General features: G+C 66.9%; 20 protein-coding genes, 1 tRNA gene and 3 pseudogenes. 17 read left to right on the top strand and 7 right to left on the bottom strand.

What is annotated here, in order from left to right; genetic code table 11:
- The gene (locus tag OG905_RS19440; RefSeq protein ID WP_328673643.1) at positions 1-396 is read right to left on the bottom strand and encodes a hypothetical protein; all 396 of its coding nucleotides are present in this window, start codon (positions 394-396) and stop codon (positions 1-3) included.
- A gap of 648 nt (positions 397-1044) precedes the next feature.
- Positions 1045-1221 (bottom strand): hypothetical protein, encoded by a 177-nt coding sequence (locus OG905_RS19435; RefSeq protein ID WP_328673642.1) that lies wholly within the window; start codon positions 1219-1221, stop codon positions 1045-1047.
- A 251-nt stretch (positions 1222-1472) separates the two neighbouring features.
- Here OG905_RS19435 and OG905_RS19430 point away from each other — a divergent pair, with 251 nt between their 5' ends.
- Positions 1473-2459 (top strand): helix-turn-helix domain-containing protein, encoded by a 987-nt coding sequence (locus tag OG905_RS19430; protein ID WP_328673640.1) that lies wholly within the window; start codon positions 1473-1475, stop codon positions 2457-2459.
- A 538-nt stretch (positions 2460-2997) separates the two neighbouring features.
- Positions 2998-4752, top strand: coding sequence for a serine/threonine-protein kinase (locus tag OG905_RS19425; protein WP_328673638.1), 1755 nt, complete (start codon positions 2998-3000; stop codon positions 4750-4752).
- Between the two features lie 188 nt (positions 4753-4940).
- Here the strand turns inward: OG905_RS19425 and OG905_RS19420 are convergent, their stop codons facing one another.
- Positions 4941-5186, bottom strand: coding sequence for a hypothetical protein (locus tag OG905_RS19420; protein ID WP_328673635.1), 246 nt, complete (start codon positions 5184-5186; stop codon positions 4941-4943).
- 260 nt (positions 5187-5446) lie between these two features.
- Here OG905_RS19420 and OG905_RS39155 point away from each other — a divergent pair, with 260 nt between their 5' ends.
- The 10 genes and pseudogenes from OG905_RS39155 to OG905_RS19370 all read left to right on the top strand — a co-directional run bounded on the left by OG905_RS39155 (position 5447) and on the right by OG905_RS19370 (position 12394).
- Positions 5447-5947 (top strand): bifunctional DNA primase/polymerase, encoded by a 501-nt coding sequence (locus tag OG905_RS39155; RefSeq protein WP_443044077.1) that lies wholly within the window; start codon positions 5447-5449, stop codon positions 5945-5947.
- Positions 5902-6126: pseudogene (locus OG905_RS19410) on the top strand (N-terminal phage integrase SAM-like domain-containing protein); the annotation flags it as partial. The gene OG905_RS39155 and the pseudogene OG905_RS19410, both read left to right, overlap by 46 nt.
- Positions 6127-6309: 183 nt before the next feature.
- Entirely contained in the window at positions 6310-6714 is a 405-nt protein-coding gene (locus tag OG905_RS19405; RefSeq protein ID WP_328673633.1) for a WXG100 family type VII secretion target, read from the top strand.
- A 40-nt stretch (positions 6715-6754) separates the two neighbouring features.
- The gene (locus tag OG905_RS19400; RefSeq protein ID WP_307663364.1) at positions 6755-7057 is read left to right on the top strand and encodes a WXG100 family type VII secretion target; all 303 of its coding nucleotides are present in this window, start codon (positions 6755-6757) and stop codon (positions 7055-7057) included.
- Positions 7057-8805, top strand: a complete 1749-nt coding sequence (locus OG905_RS19395) for an RNase A-like domain-containing protein (protein ID WP_328673628.1) — start codon at positions 7057-7059, stop codon at positions 8803-8805. Before OG905_RS19400 ends, OG905_RS19395 begins: the two co-directional genes overlap by 1 nt.
- A gap of 11 nt (positions 8806-8816) precedes the next feature.
- Positions 8817-9422 (top strand): hypothetical protein, encoded by a 606-nt coding sequence (locus OG905_RS19390; protein ID WP_328673626.1) that lies wholly within the window; start codon positions 8817-8819, stop codon positions 9420-9422.
- A 10-nt stretch (positions 9423-9432) separates the two neighbouring features.
- Positions 9433-9738 carry an RNase A-like domain-containing protein gene (locus tag OG905_RS19385; RefSeq protein WP_100111247.1) on the top strand — a complete coding sequence of 102 codons (306 nt, stop codon included), beginning with the start codon at positions 9433-9435 and terminating at the stop codon, positions 9736-9738.
- Between the two features lie 12 nt (positions 9739-9750).
- Positions 9751-10440, top strand: a complete 690-nt coding sequence (locus tag OG905_RS19380) for a contact-dependent growth inhibition system immunity protein (protein ID WP_328673621.1) — start codon at positions 9751-9753, stop codon at positions 10438-10440.
- Positions 10441-10444: 4 nt separating this feature from the next.
- Entirely contained in the window at positions 10445-10567 is a 123-nt protein-coding gene (locus tag OG905_RS19375; RefSeq protein ID WP_328673619.1) for a hypothetical protein, read from the top strand.
- A 1584-nt stretch (positions 10568-12151) separates the two neighbouring features.
- The gene (locus OG905_RS19370) at positions 12152-12394 is read left to right on the top strand and encodes a hypothetical protein (protein ID WP_328673617.1); all 243 of its coding nucleotides are present in this window, start codon (positions 12152-12154) and stop codon (positions 12392-12394) included.
- A gap of 375 nt (positions 12395-12769) precedes the next feature.
- Here OG905_RS19370 and OG905_RS19365 read toward each other — a convergent pair.
- Positions 12770-13144, bottom strand: a pseudogene (locus OG905_RS19365) (transposase family protein); the annotation flags it as partial.
- 370 nt (positions 13145-13514) lie between these two features.
- On the opposite strand from OG905_RS19365, the gene OG905_RS19360 reads away from it, so the two are divergent.
- Both OG905_RS19360 and OG905_RS19355 read left to right on the top strand, forming a co-directional pair.
- Entirely contained in the window at positions 13515-13874 is a 360-nt protein-coding gene (locus OG905_RS19360) for a hypothetical protein (protein WP_328673615.1), read from the top strand.
- A 458-nt stretch (positions 13875-14332) separates the two neighbouring features.
- Complete coding sequence (locus tag OG905_RS19355; RefSeq protein WP_328673613.1) at positions 14333-15889, top strand: oxidoreductase; 1557 nt, start codon at positions 14333-14335, stop codon at positions 15887-15889.
- Here the strand turns inward: OG905_RS19355 and OG905_RS19350 are convergent.
- Positions 15886-16724 (bottom strand): IS5 family transposase gene (locus OG905_RS19350; RefSeq protein ID WP_443043957.1). Its coding sequence is split into 2 segments (ribosomal slippage): positions 15886-16364 and positions 16364-16724, totalling 840 coding nucleotides; the frame shifts between segments, so codons are not numbered across the junction. The genes OG905_RS19355 and OG905_RS19350 overlap by 4 nt on opposite strands.
- A 52-nt stretch (positions 16725-16776) precedes the next feature.
- Here OG905_RS19350 and OG905_RS19345 point away from each other — a divergent pair.
- A pseudogene (locus tag OG905_RS19345) lies at positions 16777-17957 on the top strand (tyrosine-type recombinase/integrase).
- A 63-nt stretch (positions 17958-18020) separates the two neighbouring features.
- Here OG905_RS19345 and OG905_RS19340 read toward each other — a convergent pair.
- A tRNA-Gly gene (locus OG905_RS19340) sits at positions 18021-18094 on the bottom strand.
- 523 nt (positions 18095-18617) lie between these two features.
- On the opposite strand from OG905_RS19340, the gene dcd reads away from it, so the two are divergent.
- Positions 18618-19193, top strand: a complete 576-nt coding sequence (dcd, locus tag OG905_RS19335) for a dCTP deaminase (protein ID WP_324987674.1) — start codon at positions 18618-18620, stop codon at positions 19191-19193.
- Between the two features lie 3 nt (positions 19194-19196).
- Positions 19197-19694: a phosphoribosyltransferase gene (locus tag OG905_RS19330; RefSeq protein ID WP_328673606.1), complete on the top strand. Its 498-nt coding sequence runs from the start codon at positions 19197-19199 to the stop codon at positions 19692-19694.
- Positions 19695-19757: 63 nt separating this feature from the next.
- On the opposite strand, the gene OG905_RS19325 is transcribed toward OG905_RS19330, so the two are convergent.
- Positions 19758-20651, bottom strand: a complete 894-nt coding sequence (locus tag OG905_RS19325; RefSeq protein WP_328673604.1) for a Yip1 family protein — start codon at positions 20649-20651, stop codon at positions 19758-19760.
- Positions 20652-20700: the final 49 nt, after the last annotated feature.

The following is a 20700-nucleotide window of genomic DNA, read 5'->3' as shown; positions in this document are numbered from 1 at the left end:
TCATGAAGACTTTGACCACACATAGAGACTGCCGCTGACTGATACGTCGGACGTAGCGCCGCCATCCATGTGCTCGATCACAGCCATGGAGACAGCGCCTTGGTCTGTGACGGCGCACAGCGCCGCGCCTTCAACGAAGCCCCGCTTCTCCCGATCCCCAGTCTGGTAGAGGGCAAGGGCTCCGAAGCCCGTTCCGGCTGCGGCTTGGCAGGATTTGAAGGACTTCTCCATGTCGGCTCGAAGAAGCCCCACGCGGGTATTGGGCAGAGCCCGTAGCGTGTAGTCGCCTATGCCAGTGCAGGTGTCGGGCCAGTACAGGAGCTCGGCCCCACCGGGGTCCTTGACCGCGCCGTTGTCCTCGGGTTCCACCCGGCTCTGGCCATCGTCGAGATCCACGAGCTGCTGCTCATGCTGTGTACAGGGCACAGGCGCAAGACCCCACCCCGCCTTCCGTACGTGTGCGTACCCAGTGGGTGCATTGAGATCCGCGTCTGGCGAGGCTGACCCGGTTGGGTCCTCGGTCGACGACCCAGTCGCTTCTGGTGCTGGGGCAGGGCTCGACGGGGCGGAGGAGCCAGACTCTAAGCTACTCGTGGCCGGAGTTGGGGTAGCCACCACTGTGGGTTCGCGATCACCGCTGACGATCACGCTCACGACTATGCCAAGCAGGGGGATCGCGATCCCACCGACCCACCAGGCCCACCGTGGAGGTTCCGCACGCGGGGTGCGAGGGGGGTGTGGCGGCGGCGGTGGGGTGCTCGGCGCCCCTGCATGCGTACTCATGTCCCCCTCGTTGGACCCGACTCCTCAAGAACGGCAACAGCTTAACGATCACCCCAGGACTGGGCCACCAGCCTTTCGTGAACCGGGTATTGCAACGCAACCCCCGCCGGCTTGCGCGGTTCCGCGGTGCTCACCACGTCCGCCACCATGCATAGCGGGCGTGGCACAGTGGCGTCATGAAGGCGTTCGGCCGGCCCCGGGGGTGTTGCTGCCCGCTCCACCCCGGGGCGGCCTGTCATCAGCTCCTTCTGCGCGGCCCGGTCATCCGCGAGGGTGGCCGGGCCAGTTGCTGGTCACGGTGACGATGAGCGAGCCGATCTGCACCGCCAGGGCGACCAGAGGCTCGATGCGGCCGACGGTCTTGAGAGCGTCGCCCAGGCGCCGCCGCGAGCGGGGCTGCCCAGGTTCCTCCTCGCGGGGGTCGTGCGCGTCCTGCACAGTTCTCCTTCCTTCAGAGTGACCTCGGCCTGAAGCCGCGCTGCCCCGAGGCGGGACATCCGGCCGCAGACTCGGGTGACGAAGCCAGTACACGGGCTGTGCGTTGATTCCTCCAACGCGTGAACAGACTGCCGGAAGAATGCCGAACAATGCGCTGACCTGCACACGCAACATCGACTTCACCGAACGGGCCGCGTCGCGGCAGTAGTTCCGGAACAATGAGCGGTCTGCGAACAATGGGGGGCATATCCGTGGCGGGCCGCAGACTCAAGGACTTACCGGACGACGGATCGGCCCGCACCCAGCTTGCGCTGCGCCTGCGTGCGATGAGGGAGCAGGCCGGTGATCCCACCTATGTGGAGATCAGCAAACGCACGGGCTATTCGCGTACGGCCTTGTCCGGACTGTTCAACGGTCAGGTACCCAGTCGTGAGCTCCTTCAGGACGTTGTGCAGTGGCTCGGGGGGAATCCGCAGGAGTGGCTCGGGCTGCTCGATCAGGCCCAGCGTGAGGACGGCTCCCGGCAAGAGCCCGCCCCCGGCCTCGCGGAGGAACTCCAGCGTGCTCACGAGGAGATCGCCGCCCTCAAACTCATGATCGCCAATCCGGACGATGCCGGGTACTGGGCGGACCGCAAACTGAACGCCGCGACCGACCAGGCCCGTAGTGCGGCGGACATGGAACGGCAGGCCTCGGAGCTCCTCACACGAGTGCAAACCGAAATGCGTCGCCTGAAGGACATGCGCACCGATATTGAACGGGACTGCGACGAGATGATCCGCAACTCGATGAGGCAGGCCACCCTGAGCGAAGAGCGTGCACAGGTGGCGGCCACCGAGACGACTCGAGATGCAGAGAACACGGCTGCCCACATTGTCGAAACGGCGAGGGCACAGGCGGAACGTATCAGCGCCGATGCCCAGACCTACGCCTCCAGTCTGCACGGCCGTGCAGGCGAGCAGGTCGACGCCCTGCTGCGGGAGGCGGATGCAGTGGCTGCCGACGCACGGCGCGAAGCCGACCGGCTCAAGGCACGCGCACGTATCGAGATCCAGCGGATAGTTCGCGACACCCAGGACGCCCTCCACCGCGCTGGCAAACCGCAAACCGCGCAGACGCTGGAGCAGTTGTTGATGGACTTCGCGATTGGCGACATCCATCCTGAGGACGGTCCATCCGGCCGCCACCGCCGCAGCGCACTACCCGCATCCGCTCCGCGCCCCGAACTCACCGCCTGAAGCTGCAACCAGTCCGCGATGGCCCGCCCGGTCGCAATCGAGCTGATCTGCCAAGACAGTTGAGCCACACTGATCACCGTCGGCCGTGACCTGCGGCCGCCTCGTCGATCAAGGCTCTGACCTGCTGCTGAGCTGTCGGCAGTTGTCGGCGTTGGTCATCGTTGAGCGCCTTTCCACGGCCCCAGGACGGCCCGGGAGGGCGCTCATGCGTTGGTGGAGGAGATGACTGCCTTGTAAGCCTGGTAGTGGCCTTCAGCCTGTCTTCCCAGGCCAGTAGGCACGAACCCACGGAGTGTCGCCGGGTACGAGCTTGTCCCCATCTTCGCTTTGCCCTTGGACGGCGGAAGTTGGCACCCGGCTCTGACTTCTGACGCCGGCCGAGACGCACGGCCAGGGACCGCCGTGCCCGCCATGGGCGACAACCCTGATGGGCAGCCACATACTTGCGCACGGCCGCCGCCTTCCCCTCACACCCCTGCCTCTACCCTTGAGGACTTCGGATTGATGGTTCACGAACAACTATGGAACGGAGCGTGCGGTGACCGCGGGGGAAGCGCATGGCGGAGAGCTGACGGGCAAGGTACTCGGCGGGCGTTACCGGGTGACCTCCATGATCGGGCGCGGCGGCATGGGAGTGGTCGCCCGGGCGGTGGACGAACTCCTGAACCGAGAGGTCGCCGTCAAGGTCCTGCGGGCTTTCACCGACACCTCCGCAGCCGAACTGGCCGACGTGCGGACCCGGATGCAGCGGGAAGCGCAGGCCGCCGCCCGTATCCGGCACAGCGGCGTGGTCACCGTGCACGACGTGACCGAGGAGCAGGGCCTCCCGGTCATCGTCATGGAACTCGTCGACGGGCCCTCGCTCGACGACGTGCTGACGGAGCGCGGGACGCTGGAGCCGCACGAAGTCGCCGCGATCGGCGCCAAGTTGATGGACGCGCTCGACGCCGCGCACCGGGCCGGCGTACTGCATCGGGACGTCAAGCCGGGAAACGTTCTGCTGGAGCACGGTGGCAGGGTCGTGCTCACTGATTTCGGCATCGCCAGCATGGAAGCCTCCGACGACGACGCCATGGCCAAGCTGACCCAGAGCGGTCAACTCGTCGGTTCCCTCGACTATTTGCCGCCGGAGCGCGCGCAGGGCAGGGAGCCCGGTCCCGCGTCGGACATCTGGTCGCTCGGCATGACGCTCTACGCGGCCGTGGAGGGCACTTCGCCGTTCCGCCGCACGTCCGCGTGGTCCACCCTTTCGGCGATCGTCACCGAGCCCCTGCCGGAGCCCCGCCGGGCGGGACCGCTCACGCCGGTGCTCCAGGCGCTGATGGCGAAGGAGCCGGAAAACCGGCCCACGGCGGAACAGGCGCGCGGCATGCTGGAGCGCGTCGCCTCGGGCGGGACGGTGCACCTCCCATCCGCCGCTCCGACGCCGACACCCGCTCCCGATCCCTCGGTGGGTCCCGGGGCCGCGGCCGCCGCCGCACCTGCCCCCGGGTTCGGTCCCCCGCTGTTCCCTCAGCCCGCCCCGCAGTCTGAGCCTCCGCACGCCGGCTACGCGCAGCCCGACCTGCCGCCGACGCTGCCGCAGCACGGCGCGCCGGTCGCGGGCCACGCCGGAGTCCCCGCTCCCGAGACGAGCCGGACGGCAGCCCGTCGCGCACCGCGCCGCAGCAACCGCACCGTCGTCGCGGCAGCGGCCGCCGTCGTGCTCCTCGCCGCAGGCGCCGGCATCACCTACGCCCTGACGTCCCAACAGGGCGGCACGACCACGGACGGCGCACAGGCGACGCCGCCCGGCGTCGGCTCCCCCACGGACAGCCCCTGGCCGACCTGGGGCAGCACCCCGTCGTCCGCCGGTTCTCCCGGCACGTCCTCGAAGCCGTCGACCTCGGAGGAGCCGGACGGTCACGAGGACGAGGAGCTGGGCCCCACGAAGAAGCCCGGCGTCGAAGGCGACAAGCCGACCGAGAGCCCGTCGGCCTCCCCAGAGACCAAGCCCAGCCCGACGGTGAAGGAGCCCACCCCGGTGTCGACGGCCTGCACCGGCTGGGGCCACGAGAACCGCAGCGACGGCTACGGCTACCTGGCCGAGACGTCCCACCTCTACACCGGGCCGTACGCGGAATGCCAGTACGTGACCGCGGTCAAGACCGGTGTGAAGCTCTACTACCACTGCTACATCACCAACGCCTACGGCAACAAGTGGATCTACGCCCGTATCGATGGGACGAACACAGAAGGCTGGGCCCACAGCACCAAACTCACCAAGGAGAGCGGCACCCTGCCCCGCTGCTAGGCGTTCCCAACCAGTGCTGTATCGGGGCGCAAGCCGCCACTGTGGTAGCCCCGCGATGGCCGGGGACCGCTTCAGAGGCGGTCTTTGGCGGCCCGCACCAGCCGGCTGGACGGGGACGGTTGCTGCAGTTGCGGTACTGCGCTGCTGCAGCCGCGTGTGGCTAGCCGAGCGAGGGCGCTCGGTGGTCTTCAAGGCTGACGGAGCGTGTAGCGGACGCTCCCATTGGGGTTGTAGACCCACACCTTCACCGCCCAGCCGTCGGCCTCTTGGTCCCGTGCGGTCACGACGTCGCCGTACGTCTCGAACGTGACCTTCCCGCCGGGGTCGCCGTCATCGGTCTGCAACGAGTGGCTGTCGGCATAGCTCGGCGTACCTGCCAGGCACACGAGTGCCGCTGCCGCGGCCGTGGCTCCGAGCATCCCTCGAGCACGCATGAATCGCATGAATCAACTCCGATGTCTGTCGTCCTTTGCGCCGCGAGTGCCGCACTGGCACGGCGGCGTTGTCCTTCACCGGCAGCATTTCGGATCCACCGGGCACAGTCCTTACCGCTCGGTTCACAGGGCTTGCCCATGCCTCTACACATGCGGCCACGACACAGGCCGAGGGCACGAACTACGCGGGCGACGTGAAACGACGCTGCGGGTGGCGGGCGAGCTGTTCGGCGACACGAGCCCCCACTTGGTGATGACCACTGCCCCACGCCCCGTACAACATCGGCATTGCAACCGGCCCGTCCGGACTGGTCGTTGTCGACCTGGACCTGCCCAAGCACCCGGACGACACCCCGCCGGCCGAATGGGCGATCCCCGGCGTGAACAACGGCGCCGACGTGCTCGCCGTCCTGTGCGAGCGCCACCGCCAGCCCTACCCGGACGACACTCACACCGTGCGGACCTGGAGCGGCGGCACCCACCTGTACTTCGCCGCCCCCGAAGGCACGCCCCGGTGGACACTCGCGCCGTGGGCGGGCTCGTCGTCGCCGCGGGCAGGGCCTTCAGCAATCAGCCGTACTAGACCGTGCGCCACCACGTCGTGGCGCCGTTTCCCGGGCTGGCTCACGGAGCTGCTGCGCCTGGTGCCGCTGCCGCCACAGCAGCCGGTCACGGTCGTTCTCGCGTCCGACCGGCGTGGCAAGTGGCTGCGCGCCGAGACCCAGACGCGGGGGCGGTCAACTTCGAGGAGTACGCATTGAAGTGGGTCGTTGAGCGCGGAATCGCGCCCACTACGGATGAGCTTTACCGGCGACTCCTGCGGCTGCACATCCTCCCGGCGTTCGGGCGATATGACCTGGATCAGATAACCCCACCGCGGGTCCGCGAGTGGAGGGCTGAACGGCTCACGTCGACCGGCGCCACGACGGTGGCAGGCAGTTGTCCCGGTCTCGGCCCCCGACCGTATCGGGTGTGGCATCCACCGATCCGCGCGGGGTGAGCGACCCCACATTCATGGAGGATTTGCTGCTGCCAAGGTCTGAAGTGAAGTTGTTAGGGTGGCCCGGGTGTGTCAAGTAACCAGCGGAGCAGCGGCGTTGACGACCGCAGACTGGGGGATGCGATGAGTGGCGCAGGCGGACAGCCACGACTTCGGGCGCAGGACGACCGGCTGACGGACCTGGCCAATGACCTCGACGGTATGCAGGGCTACCTGGACAAGCAGGTCAGACGCATGGACGCGATCGTCGACCGGATCGAGGCGGGATGGCAGGGGCCGGCCGCCCGTGCCTACCGGGACCTCCACCGGGGCGCGGCCGAGGACGCCGTACGTATCCGCATGATCATCCAAGCTGTTGAACAGGCAGTGCGATTGAGCCGGGACGGGTTCTCGGAGCAGGACCTGGACGTCATGGCGCAGCTACGGAAGATCCAGGTCGAGACGGATGTGAAGCGCGAAGCGGACGCGCTGTCGACGCCGAACACAGAGGTACCCGCCGCGCCGCGCAGCACCCTCTCCGACCTCTGAGAGCCCGTACGCCAACTGACGACTTCTGAACGGGGGAAGCATGGTGGACGACGACCACATAACCGTCGACTTCGCGACGCTGCAGGACCTTTCCGGAGATCTCGAGGACATTCTCAAGCGCCTCAACGAGCAGCTGGACCTGCTCTACCGGCGCGCCGAGAAGGTGGTCCTGACCTGGGAGGGCGAAGCCCGCGAGGTGTTCATCGACAAGCTGGACGAGTGGGACCGGTCCGCGGCGGATCTGCAGGCCACGCAGGCCTGGCTGCACGACGTGGTGGTCAACGGCGAGATCAATTACGCGGCGGCGCACCAAGCGGTGCTCCGGGGCTGGGGTGCCGCCTGATGGCCGATCTGCCCTCCGACAAGCAGCGCAAGCAGGAGCGCGACCAGGCGAAGACCGCCCCGCCCAATCGGGGCGTCGGGCGCTTCGACGTACAGCCGAAGCACCTCTACTTGACGTCACTTGTCGTTCGCGACGAGCAATTCGCGTACGACAAAAGCGCGAAGAAGTTCATCGAGCGCGTGAACAAGTACAGCCAGTCCGCGGGCACGGGCTGGGGTCCGGACTCCTTCGCCGACCGGTACGGCATCGTCGCCGGGAAGTTCGTGAAGCTCTGGGCGAAGAGCGTGGTGTCCGTGGGCGGGGTGTCGGTGGGTTTCACGCAGACCGCGAACAACTACGCGCAGGCGGACTGGGCGGCGAACAAGGGCAAGGGCAGTCCGCCCGAGGAGAAGCAGCCTCCGGCGGTGATCGACAGCGATCCCACGTACGGCCCGCCCAATGACCTCACTTGGCGAGGGGAGGGCGAGTACCACGATTCCTGGGCGATCTCGGGAATCCTGGGCGAGGTCCCGGACTTCCTCATGTTCATCATGAAACCCGTGGTCGACGAAGGGCTGAGACTCGGCCGCGTCCACGAGATCACGCCGGGCGTCAAGGAAGATGAGTTCCGCGACATCGCCGGGGCCTGGCGGGATGTCTCAAAGGACGTGAAGAAGGCGGCCGACGGCTTCACGGACGCGATCTCCTACATCACCGATCCCACGGGGAATGGTGAGTGGCAGTCCGCGATGAGGGCCTTCTGCCAGACGATCTGGGGAACCACGGCCTGGGGGAAGGTACGTGACCAGCGGGCGGAGGTGACCGCCAAGAAGGGCGCCCGAAGCTGGAAGACCCTCGGGAAGGTCGACCCCGCTACGAGACGCCCGATCATCGAGGTCCTCGACAAGAGCGCGAACACGATTCAGAAGCTGTTCGACGACCTGGCCGACCTGGGCGAGAAGACCACCGAGACGACCACGCGCCTTGCCAAGGAGGCCGCGGACAAGACGGTGAAGGACCTCACGTCTGGTCTCGACCCCATCGAGCTCACCAGACTCGCGGTCGGGCTCGTGGTCGCGGAGGTCGTCCTGACCTTCCGGTCCCATATGGACAAGGCGGCCATGGACGCGGCGGTCGGGGCCTATCTCGAGGCGTTCGGCGATGCCGCGGGCAAGCTGGCCATGCTTGAGTTCGAGCTCGACGAGGCGCTGCAGAGCGTGCCCACGTTCCAGGCGGAGCGGGCCCGGGCGCAGGGGTTCGGTGCGCGCTCCCTGAATGAGTTCAAGAAGGAGCACCGCTGGCAGCTGCCGGAGAGCCAGTTTCCCTACATGTACTCGATGGACCTCGCCGCGGCGGAAGGGGTGGGCAATGGACATACCCTTGACAAGCATGTGGGGAAGACCGACGAGCAACTGCTCCAGCGGATGAGGGACGAGAGCAAGGCGGATGGGACGCCCAAGATCCCGGGCGCATCTACGTACGCCGACATGGAATCCGCTCAGCGGTACACCCAGTACGCTCTGCGTGACAACACGGACGAAATCAACAAGTGGCTCAATGAGAATCCGCCGAAGCCGTTCGCGGAATTCAATACGCCGTCCGTTCCTCTCCAGGGTCCCCTGGCCGGCGACGCGGTGACCGGGCGCGGCACGGCTCTGGTCGACGGACAGCTCACAGAGGTGCGCGACACCAAGGGGGTCTCGCTGCGTCTCATGCACGACCCGAGCCTCGATCCGCCGTTCGTCGTCTTCAGCTCGATGCCCAAGTGAGGGAGACCCGGATGGACAGCGAGACCGAGCCCGATCGGCAGGACGGCCCGCAGCTGCCCCTGGATACCGCGACCTGGGCGGCGGCTGTGGAGATGTACCGCAACCGGTACTCCTTCGTCGCGGTCGGCCCGCGCGCCCACGAGGACTGGCTGCCCGATGTGGCCGCGGTGATGCACCGCGAGGTGGCCGATCCCCGTGGCTGGAGCGGCAGGGATCCCGAGCAGGGAGACGAGGAGCTGGAGGAGGACCCCGCCTTTCCGTTCCGGGTTCCGCCGACGGATGAGACCGGGGCCGCGGAATGGCGCAGCCGGCTGTTCGAGATCCCGCGTTCCGCCGTCGTACGGCTGCTCGTCATGCTGGCGACGGACGCCATGGACGTGTCGCGGCAGTACGGCTTCGCCGAACGCAGGCCGAGCATGGAGGAACGCGCGCAGGCGATCCTGTCGCGCTTCCCGGAGGGCTCGCAGTTCTTCACGAACACCCGCCACGGCGACCACCCCGACTTCTACGAACGGGTCACCGGCTGCTGGCCTATGACCCAGTACTCCTGGGACTTCGGCCTTCTCGCGGTGTCCCGTGAGGAAGTCGGCCTCATCTGGTCGTTCGACGCAAGCTGAAGTGGAAGACATGACTGTACGCACCAGATCCGCCACCTACCCCGACCGCGAAACCGCCCACTGGGCCACCCAGCAGGTGGTGACCGGCAACGAGCAGAAGATCCACCGCTGGCTCGCCCAGGGCACCCGCGCCCGCCTCGCCATCGAGGCCGCCTGGCCCTCCCGTGAGGCGCCCGTCGGCCGCGTACTGCTGCAGGCGATGATGCTCGCCGGGCGCGAGCCCGTCGATGTACGCGCGGCACGTGTCGTCCTCAAGCGTGAGCCGAACAGCCCGCACGGCTTCGTCGTGCTCACCACCGTCCCGATCTACCTGTAGAGGTCCAACGCCGTGTCCATGAAGCCGCTCGAATTCGACCGCCGCTACGGCGAGTTGGACCAGGTCATCAGCGCGTACACCGGCATGGCGGCCGACGACGAGCCGGACAAGCCGAGCGAAGCCCTCCAGGCCTACCTCCGCCACATCTGGCACACCCGCCCCTGGGCCCTGGCCACGGCCGAACAGCAGATCCGCGAGTACGCCCGCAACCCACCGGGCCGGCTGCGCCTGAGCCTCGGTGAGTTCTACCCCGTGCCGGACGTCGGCCTGCCCGAATCGGCAATCCAGGACTGGCTGTTCGTGATCGCGGATCACCTGAAGCGGTCGATCGAGGAGGGCGAGGTCCCGCCCCCGGCCGGCCCTCGCACCCACTGGGAGTGGCACGCCCGCTTCCCCGAGCTCGGCCAGTTCCTCGGCGGCTGGTTCTCGCAGGACATGCCGGACGAGTTCCCGGACCACGACGCGGCCGTACGCGACTACACCGCCACCACGGACCCGCAGCTGGTTGCCCGCCTCACGGGCGAGCTCCACGAGCTGCTCGCCCTCGCCCTCGAAGAGTCCGAATACGCCCTCGCGGTGGCGCAGCTGGGCATGGAGGTCGACCCGCCCCAGCCGTACTCCCCGAGCGGCTGGCTGGCCCACCTCGCGGACTGTCTGGGCGGATTCAAGGCGTACTACGGACCCGGACCGGCCACGGGCTGACCGCATGCCCGTCTTCGCTCACTTCGCCCTGGCCACCGGCCGCCTCCACCACCTCGCCTGCTGCGCGGCCGAGGCCCGGCGGTCCGCGGGGGCGGTGGATCCGCTGGAGTGGCAGGAGCTGCGGTAGCGGCGGCTCGCGCAGGGCGTGAACTGACCTGGGCCTTCGTCGTGGAGCGGGTGACGGGAATCGAACCCGCGCTCTGAGCTTGGGAATCACCGTGCTTCTGCGGCCCGTTGTGGCTTTGACCAGGCACAACGCATGCTGGAACCAAGCCTGGGCTGCGTGGCCCAGCACCCGCCATTGACCGTGGTCCCCGCCTCGTCGGGCACGCATCGGGCACGGAACCACTGACACACACGGAGGTCGTTTCATCTTTACCTCGGAGCCGTTCCAGGTCCGATCACAGCGGGTGCAGCTCGATGTGCAATCGCGTGCGGGCTGGCCAGTGGCCTAAATCCCGCTGGCGTTCAGCGATTTACGCGGCCGCTCTGAGGCTGAGAGCCTGTCGATGGTCATGGCGCCGTGATCTCGAACCAATGCCGTCTGCGATAAGCCTCGTTGCTCGCCACGACGGCTGTGTGAGGTGCCTGTCTGGCCGGTTCTTCGCACTGCCGCCCGTAACACGTTCGCTCATTCGGTAAGATGCGCGCATCCGGCTCGCGGAGAGTCGGATGGCGGCATGTACCCCCAGGCCCGGCACCTGAGGACGCTGCAGATGGGTGTGGTTCACCCAGCTCCGCACGAGCTTTTGACGGGTTCACGAGGTATGTGACCGAGAGCGTCAGCCGGGTGGCATCGAGGTATCAGCATGCCTGAAAGCGTGAATAAGGCCATTGCCCGCGCCCGAGTGGGATTCACTGGCGAGCCCAAAGAGGCGGCGCTAGCGGGGGTTCCACGAGACGGGTCACTCGGTCTCGACACCTGCTTGCCCGAGCAACGCACCCTCCGTGCGCTGTTGGCACTCGGTCTCTTCAACCGATTGGGACTCGGGGAAGCTCGACCGCCTGCCTGGTGGGGACTGCACACACTCGTCGCATACGACATCACGGCCTCGCCTCGCCACAACCGGCTCGTCCTCATCACGGACGTACCGCACAACGTGGCCCCGTACCTTTTGCCCAGTCGTGATGGCGGAAGCTCGCTTCCGGGGCTTCGACTTGAAGAGTTCCGCGGACGCCGCACCTACGTTGCACGCCACCTGCCCACGGACGCGCAACTTGTAATCACCGGGAACCCGTCCGGCACTTGGAGTGCAGCTCAGCGTCCCTCCCCGCGCTGGGACTTCTTCTCAGTTGATGAGCCCCTCACCCAGTCGGAACGGACACAGCTTGAGCAAGTCCCCGATATGAATGCAGACGCTGAGCGTCTGTTGGCCGGCCTCACGGTCCGTATCGCAGCACAGGACCCTCAGGGCGGATGGGCGATCGGCAACTGGTTCTCCGACCCACTGCAGCGCCCTGGTTGGCTCAACGACGGGAGCGAAGAGCGATACGGGAAGCAACTGTGGGGCTCCGGGTATATTTGGTCGTTCCGGTGGAACGGCTTTCCTTACGCCGAAGATGTGGCCGCGTCACTGACGGCGCCCCAGGTCGGCGTTCCCGGCGCTACGGTGCACGATGCTGGCGACCGTTTGGATGTGCGGTTGGGACGCACAACGCTCAGCCTGCATGGACGACGAGCAACTCTCCAGCGGACGCGAGGGCGGTCTTCATGAGCTGGGACAATGCGACGCTGATCATCCTGGCAAGTTTCGGCTGCGCAACGTTGCTGCTCACGCAGATCGCCGAGGTGCTGTCCAAGCTTCCGGCGATTATCCGTGCTTGGCACGAAGTACGGCGCGCGCTTCAAGCGGGGCTTGATCACCCCCCGAGAGAAGAGACCCGGCAAGAAATCGACGAATTGAGTCCCATGACGGGTGGGGAAAATTCACCAGAGGAACGACACTCTGCGTGACACGAGAAAGCCCCGGGCTTCTGGCCTGGGGCTTTTCCATGGAGCGGGTGACGGGAATCGAACCCGCGCTCTGAGCTTGGGAATCACCGAGCCTCGACGGTCCGATCTGGCGTCTGACCAGGTACAACGGCCGCTTGAACCAACTCGGAAAGCCTGTGTCACCAACCGCCATTGACCGTGATTCTCCGCCCTATCGGGCACGGGGAACTTCTGATCCGTAGCTCTATGCAGACCGGTCAGTAACGGTCACATCGGGCACACATCGGTCGGGTGCAGCTGCCAGGAACCGGTGCTCGTTGTTGCGGTTGCGGTACTTCCCTGCTGTACGGCCAGAGCGTCAGAACCTGCTAGAGGCTGTCCCGTATGGGGCGGGAGTTATCCGATGAGGGCCATGTTGTGAAGGCGTGCGATGCCGAGCATCGCCTGGTGAACGCCGTTGCCTTTGAGACGGCAGTCCCGCAGGATCTTCCAGTTCTTCAGGCGGGACAGCGCATGCTCAACGCGGGCGCGGGCCTTGCGGTGCACGTTGTTCTCGGCTTCCTGTTGAGAAGTCAGGTGTTCCTGGCCGCGTCGGCGGCGGTGTGGAATCAGCAGGCCGGTCCCTTGGTATCCGCCGTCGGCGATCGCGGGGACGCCTCGGCAAGCGGCATCGACGCCGGATTCGGCGTAGGCCCGGCAGTCGTTGCGGCTGCCGGGCAACGGATCGCCGATGGCCACCACCAGGCGGCTGTTGGCATCGATGACGACCTGCAGGTCAGCGGTTTACCCCGGTGCGATGTCCGAGCCGTTGACCTGCCCGGATGCGGCGGCGGCGCTTATCGTGCACGAGCTCGTTAGTCGGCCGTGACACTAAGCACCGCAAATGCTCCGTGGGTAGTACACCTACGGGCAACCAGGACAATCGGGGGGATCGATCCCCTTCATGGCCAGACTAGGCCGACGGGCTATATCACGCAAATTTCGCACACAATCAGGCCACGAAAATCGACACCTCAAGTTCGGCTCAAGCGGATTGCCGACGTTCTGCTTTACGTGCGAGAGTTCACCTCGACCCACCCGGCAAGCGCAGGGTGTAAGTAGTCTTTCCCCAGGGGGTAATTTCACAATGAATATTGTTCGTATGAGTGCCAAGGTCACGGCTCTTGCGGTGCTGGCTCTGCCCATGCTCGGGAGCACTGCCTACGCCGCGCCGCAGGCTGGGACCTCTGCTACTCCGCTGGCAGGCGCCGTGCAGACCTCGTGGGGCTGCGACAACAACTCGAACCGCTTCAACGCGTCGTACACGCCGGGGAACAATTCCGTCACCGTCTACTACAACAACCACTGCAACCACAGCGTGAAGTGGCGTGTGGAGTTCTTCGACACCAAGAACCAGGAGAATCACATGTCGGAGTGCGTCACGGTCGCTGCTGGCTCGAAGAGCAGCAAGAAGTTCAGCAAGAGCGTCTTCGACGACGTAACAGGCGTCTGGAAGTGCTGACGCTAGCCTAATTTCCGCTCGCTCATTTCGACGGAAATTAAATGAGCGGGATAGACGGATTTCGCCTGGCGAGTTTTGGAAAATTCACCAGGCGAAAGCCGTCTATCTTCCTGCTTGACCGAGCAGAGGGTGGTCTCCGCGGTGGTTGCTTCTACCGGCATCGCAGGCGGTGGTCTGGTTCTCGCTTACCCGAGCCTTGCTGCACCCATTGGCATATCGGCTGGAGTGGTGGCCGCTGTCGTGCCGCTTGTGCAGCGGATGGGACGCGGGCGGTCCGATCGCCAGACAGGGGACGACATGTAGCTCGATCCGGTTCGCGGGGCGCTCCCTGGCTTAAGGCCAAGGGGCGCCCGCCTGCGTTCCTGGAGCACTTAGAACTCCTAACAGAATGGGCCGCCCTCCGATCCGCGGCGCGGTAGGGCAAGGCGAGTGCGAGGGAAGATCACTACTCTGCCTGAGTGCTCTCATACGACGAGTTGACTTCACCAGAGCGTGAGCTGTGGGACGCGTTCCCCGAGGGACGCCGCGTGGACCTGCGCACGGGTGTGCCCGAGGACGACCGTGTCGCCGAGGGTGGGCGGTGGAGCTCCGGGCGGACAGTTCGGGCCACCGTGATCGTGGCGCTCCTCCAGGGCGCGAACACCCCGCAGCCAGGAGCTGTCGCGTGCCTGAGGCTCGCCGGGGCGCGGATACCCGGACACCTCAACCTGGCCGGCGCGCAGATCGCTCACCCCCTCTGGCTCGAGGACTGCTGGTTCGAGGATGGCGTGGACCTCTCCGGAGCGTCGACCCAGTCGATCGCGATTGTGGGCAGCCGAGTGCCGGGCGTGGAAGCGGGCTTGATCCGTATCGAAGGACGCCTCGACCTGCGGCGCTCTCGCCTGGAAAGAGGCTCTGCCTCGCCCTTCCACCGCAGGGTCACCGCCTTGTCGCTCATCAACGCCCACGTGAGCGGCGCCGTGAATCTCAGCGGCGCCGAGATCATCGCACCTGAGCAATGGGCGCTGTCCGCTGGCGGACTGGTCGCGGAGGGCGGCGTCTACTGCTTGGACGGATTCGTCGCCCATGGTGAAGTCCGTCTCATGGGGGCACAGTTGCCAGGCGGACTGCACATGCGGGGCGCACTAGTGGAACGCCCCGGCCAGCGTGGGGTGACGCTCGCCCTGGACAACGCCGTGGCCTCGACGCTCGACTTCTCCGACGGGTTCATCTCGAACGGGACCGTACGGCTGCGGGGCGCCCGGATCTCGGACAACCTGACCTTTGAAGGAGCGGTCCTGAACGGGCCGCCCGACGGCCACGGCCCGTCATTGGTCGCCCTGCTGATGCAGGCAGTCGACTTCGACTTCATCCTCGCCCGGCCACCGTCCGGCACCGTGGACCTGCGGGGCGCGCAGGTGTCCTACCTCCACGACAGCGACCACAGCTGGCCGGACGTGGTGGAGCTGGACGGCTTCGTCTACGGCTCCATCAAGGTGGACGAGGCAGGCGAGCGGCGGGAGGCAGTGGGGCGGCGGGACTCCGTGGCCCGCCGCGTGGCGTGGATACGACGCAGTCCGGGCTACAACCCCCAGCCCTATGAGCAGTTGGCGAGCTGGTACCGGAAGGCCGGCCACGACCACGACGCCCGCCGGGTGCTCCTGGCGAAACAGCGCCATCGGCGTCAAACTCTGCCTCCGGCCGCGGGTGTGTGGGGGCACCTGCTCGACGTGACCGTCGGTTATGGCTACCGCCCCTGGCTGGCGGGCGTTTGGCTCCTCGTGCTGACCTTGCTGGGCACACTGTCCTTCGGCACTCACTCCCCCGATCCGGTCAAACCAGGTGAAGGCGCCCCGTTCCAGCCCCTTGTCTACACACTCGACCTCTTGATCCCCATTGGTGGTCTGGGTCAGCGCACGGCCTGGTACTGGTCGAGCGGCAGCCTCCAATGGCTGGCCTACCTGCTGATCGCCTTCGGCTGGGTGCTGACGACCGCCGTCATCGCGGGTGTCACCCGCACCCTCCAGAAAAACTAGCGGTCGACAGCTGAGTTCAGGCGTCGCCAGCAGAGCAGTGCGCATCCCAGGATGAGGAAGGCTTCGTGGATGTCGTCGCGTATCTCCCAGCGGATTCGCAGGCGGCGAAACCAGTGCAGATGTGCGAACGCGCGCTCGATGACCCAGCGTTGGGTGCCCAGGCCGGAGCCGTGCTCGGTGCCCCGGCGGGCGATCAGCGGCTTCACGCCCAGATCCCGGACACGACGGCGGTACTTGTCGTGGTCGTATCCGCGGTCGCCCAGGACCACGGTGGGGCGGCGGCGGGGTCGGCCGCGCTTGCCCCGTACCGGCGGGATCGCCTCCAGCAGTGGGATCAGCTGGGTGACGTCGTTGCGGTTGCCGCCGGTCAGTGTGGCGGCCAGAGGGATGCCGGTGGCGTCGGTGATCAGGTGGTGTTTGCTGCCCGGCCTGCCCCGGTCGACGGGGCTTCGTCCCGTCTTGGGGCCCCCTTTAACGCCCGGATGTGGGAGCCGTCGACGGCCGCCCGGGAGAAGTCCAGGGCGTCCACACTGCGCAGCTTTGCCAGGAGGGCCTCGTGCAGCCGGGGCCACACACCGGCCTCAGTCCACTCAGCCAGCCGGCGCCAGCAGGTCATGCCCGAGCCGAAGCCGAGTTCCTGCGGCAGGTGTTCCCAGGCGATCCCGGTGTGCAGGACGAACAGGATGCCCTGGAACACCAGCCGGTCCGGATGCCGCTTACGCCCAGGGTGCCGGGCCCGACGCTCGACCTTGGGCAGCAGTGGCTCGACCACCGCCCACAGCTCGTGGTCGACTTCCCACGGCTTCGGCCGAGCCACCCAGCACCCCCAGGTCATCAGTCCCGGAGTGATCCAACCACTTTGAAGATCATTTCGTTAGGAGTTCTAAGTGGCAAAGAAGGGACCGAAGAAGGGCAAGAACTTCCGGCGCTTCGGAGCAGTACGTCAGTACCGCTCCGGCCGCTGGACGGCTACCTATCTTGATCTGCTCGGGGAGCGTCGACGTGCACCGGACACCTTCGCAACCAAGACCGATGCAGAGGTCTGGCTGAGTCAGGTTGAAGCAGACCTCACACGCGGAGACTGGCGAGACCCAGACGCGGGGGCGGTCAACTTCGAGGAGTACGCCCTGAAGTGGGTCGTGGAGCGCGGAATCGCGCCCACCACGGATGAGCTTTACCGGCGACTCCTGCGGCTGCACATCCTCCCGGCGTTCGGGCGATATGACCTGGATCAGATAACCCCACCGCGGGTCCGCGAGTGGAGGGCCGAACGGCTCACATCGACCGTGCCACGACGGTGGCCAAGTCGTACCGACTCCTGAAGGCCGTACTCGAGACCGCTGCTGATGACGAGTTGATCCGCCGGAACCCCTGTCGGATCAGAGGAGGAGGCAACGAGTCCGCGATTGAACGCGAGATCGCCACGGTGGAGCAGGTAGACGCGCTCGCGGACGCGGTCGGGCCCCGGTGGCGGCTCATGGTTTACCTCGGTGCGTACGGCCCGATGCGGCCGGAGGAGCAGGCCGAGCTGCGCCGTAGGGATGTGGACCTGGACAGCATCACGATCCGAGTCCGCCAGGCCGCGCCCGAACTGAGCACTGGTCGGCGAGCCGTCGGCGACACCAAGTCCGCGGCGGGCAGGCGCTACGTCGTTCTGCCGGCCTTTCTGCACACGGACCTGAGGAGACATCTCGACTGGTACGCGGAGAAGGAGCCGGACGGACTGCTGTTCGTAGGGGAGAAGGGCGCTCCCTTCCGACGCTCCTCCTTCGGACGGAAGTGGCGGAAGGCACGAGCCAACGTCGGGATGCCGGAAGGCTTCCGCTTCTACGACCTTCGCCACACCGGTCACACGCTGTCCACGCGGTCCGGAGCCACGCTCAAAGACACGATGGTGCGCGCCGGACAGTCGTCGGAGAAAGCGGCGCTGATCTACCAGCACTCAGACCGCGAGCGTCAGAAGGAGGTGGCGAGCGGGTTGGACAAGATGGTCCGAGCCGCGCGGAAGAAGGGTTCTGACCAGCCTGAACAGGGTCCAAGTGGTGCGGAAGTGGTGCGCGACGCCTGAATCGGTCTAGACAACACGAAGGCCCGGGTTGGGGATCATGTCCCTGACCTGGGCCTCATCTTTTGGAGCGGGTGACGGGAATCGAACCCGCGCTCTGAGCTTGGGAAGCTCATGTTCTACCATTAAACTACACCCGCGCGGCGGGCCGTGACCGGCACCGCATCGTCGCACACTGTACCCCATCGCTGGCCCCCGGTGTATTTCGCCGCGGGGCCTTTGCGCTGTCCGGGGCCCTGGCCCCGGGCCCTCTCGAAGGTCGGATGTGGCTGCGGGGCGCGGGAGTTGAGGCGTAACGTTGAAGCGCGGAGTGCCGCGTGCGGCCCCGTCCCCTTCATCCTCTAATGTGGCCGTTCGTCCGCATTTGGTTGGGGAAGGGACTCGATGGACTTGATGGAGCGCACCGTCGTCCGCTGTGCCGAGGGGCACGTCTTCAGTACCGCTTCGTTTCCGATGCAGCAGCTCCGCGCCGATCGGATCGGGCCGGGGCGGCTCATCCGGTGTCCGCGTTGTGCGCGGCTGCGCAGTGTCGTGCCTGTGGAGCCCGCCAAGCGGTAGCGGGAGACGTAGCGGGACGTAGCGGAAGGCAGGGAGCGGCGCGGAGAGGAGCGTGCGGGGCCGTCCGATTGGGGTGGGCCCGTGCGCTCTGCGTATCCTCGGGGCGTGCTTCTCTCAGACAAGGACATCCGGGCCGAGATCGACGCCGGGCGGGTCCGCATCGACCCGTACGACGCAACCATGGTGCAGCCCTCAAGCATCGATGTGCGGCTGGACCGCTACTTCCGGGTGTTCGAGAACCACCGCTATCCGCACATCGACCCCGCCGTCGAGCAGGCCGATCTGACGAGGCTGGTCGAGCCCGAGGGCGACGAGCCGTTCATCCTGCACCCCGGTGAGTTCGTCCTCGCCTCGACGTACGAGGTCATCTCGCTGCCGGACGATCTCGCCTCGCGGCTCGAGGGGAAGTCCAGCCTGGGCCGGCTCGGGCTGGTCACGCACTCCACCGCCGGCTTCATCGACCCGGGGTTCTCCGGGCACGTCACGCTCGAGCTGTCGAATCTCGCGACGCTGCCCATCAAGCTCTGGCCGGGGATGAAGATCGGCCAGCTGTGCATGTTCCGGCTGAGCTCGCCGGCCGAGTTCCCGTACGGGAGCGAGCGCTACGGGTCGCGCTACCAGGGGCAGCGGGGACCGACCGCCTCGCGGTCGTTCCAGAACTTCCACCGGACGCAGGTGTGAGCCATGACTGACGTACGGGAGAACCTGACGTACGAGAAGTTCGGCGGCGCGATCCGCCAGCTCGCGCAGACCATCGCCGACGACGGCTACGAGCCGGACATCGTGCTCTCCATCGCGCGCGGCGGCGTCTTCGTCGCGGGCGGTCTCGCATACGCCCTCGACTGCAAGAACATCCACCTGGTGAACGTGGAGTTCTATACCGGCGTGGGGACGACGCTGGAGATGCCGGTCATGCTCGCGCCGATGCCGAACGCCATCGACTTCTCGGAGAAGAAAGTCCTCATCGCCGACGACGTCGCCGACACCGGCAAGACGCTCAAGCTCGTGCACGACTTCTGCGTCGACCATGTCGCCGAGGTGCGCAGCGCCGTCATCTATGAGAAGTCGCACAGCCTCGTGAAGTGCGAATACGTGTGGAAGCGCACGGATGACTGGATCAACTTCCCCTGGAGCGTTGAAAAGCCCGTCGCGCAGCGCAGCGGGCAGGTTCTCGACGCCTGACCGGATCTACGACGGACATGCGCAGGGCCCCCGCCTCATCATCGGCGGGGGCCCTGCGCATTCTCAGATCGTGCCCAGCTTGATGATCGACAGCAGCGCGATCAGCTGGATCGCCGACGCCCCCAGCGCCTTCGGCCACGGCAGATCGTGCGACTTGCTCACCATCGACGTGAACAGCGCGCCCGCCGCCAGCCAGGTCGCCCAGCCGAGCACCTGGACCAGGGAGTTCTCGCCGCCCAGGAAGAGCGCGAAGACCAGGCGTGGCGCGTCCGTGATGGACATGATCAGCATGGAGAGGCCGACCGTCGGCTGCCAGGCGCCGTCGCCGCCGAGCTGGCGGGCCAGGGTGTGGGTCACCGCGCCCAGGATCAGGCCGCCGATGACGAACGCCACCGCCGTCGTCAGGACGTACGGAATGGCCGTGGAGATCGTCGCGTTGATCGTCTCCTCGCGGGCCTTGTCGAAGCCGAAGAGCGCGAGCAGGCCGTAGAGGAACGTGACGATCAGCGCCGGGCCCCACACGGGGTAGTCGCGCATCTGCCAGAACGTCGGGCCCGGGCGCAGCACGATGCCGTTCAGCAGCTGCTTCCAGTGCAGCCGCGGGCCCGTCGGCGCAGCTGTTGAAGCGCCCGCGCGGTAGGTCGCGCCGTTGCCGTACGGGTCCTCGTTGATGCTGAACGCCTGCGTGTGGCCAGGGGTGTTGGCATACGGGTCGCCGTGCGGGGGCTGCTGCTGGTACGGGTCGCCGAAGTACTCCGGTTCGCCGTACGGGCCCTGGGGCTGCTGTTGTTGGTGGCCGCCGCCCGCCTGGGGCCACTGCGGCGGTTGCTGTTGCTGCGCATGCGGCGGCGCCGCACGGCCGCCCCCGCCCCGGTAGGGCGGCGGCGGTGCCTGCTGCGGTTGCTGCTGCTGCGACGTGCGGTTGTCCCGGCCGCGTCCGATCCTGAATCCAGCCACGTAATCGAACGTACCTGGTCCCGGAGAGTGAGGTGCCCGCGCTCGGGGA

It is taken from the genome of Streptomyces sp. NBC_00322, from assembly GCF_036147535.1.
Lineage (GTDB): Bacteria > Actinomycetota > Actinomycetes > Streptomycetales > Streptomycetaceae > Streptomyces.
Note: the sequence above shows the minus strand (reverse complement) of the source record. Positions and strands in the feature narration are given on the sequence as shown.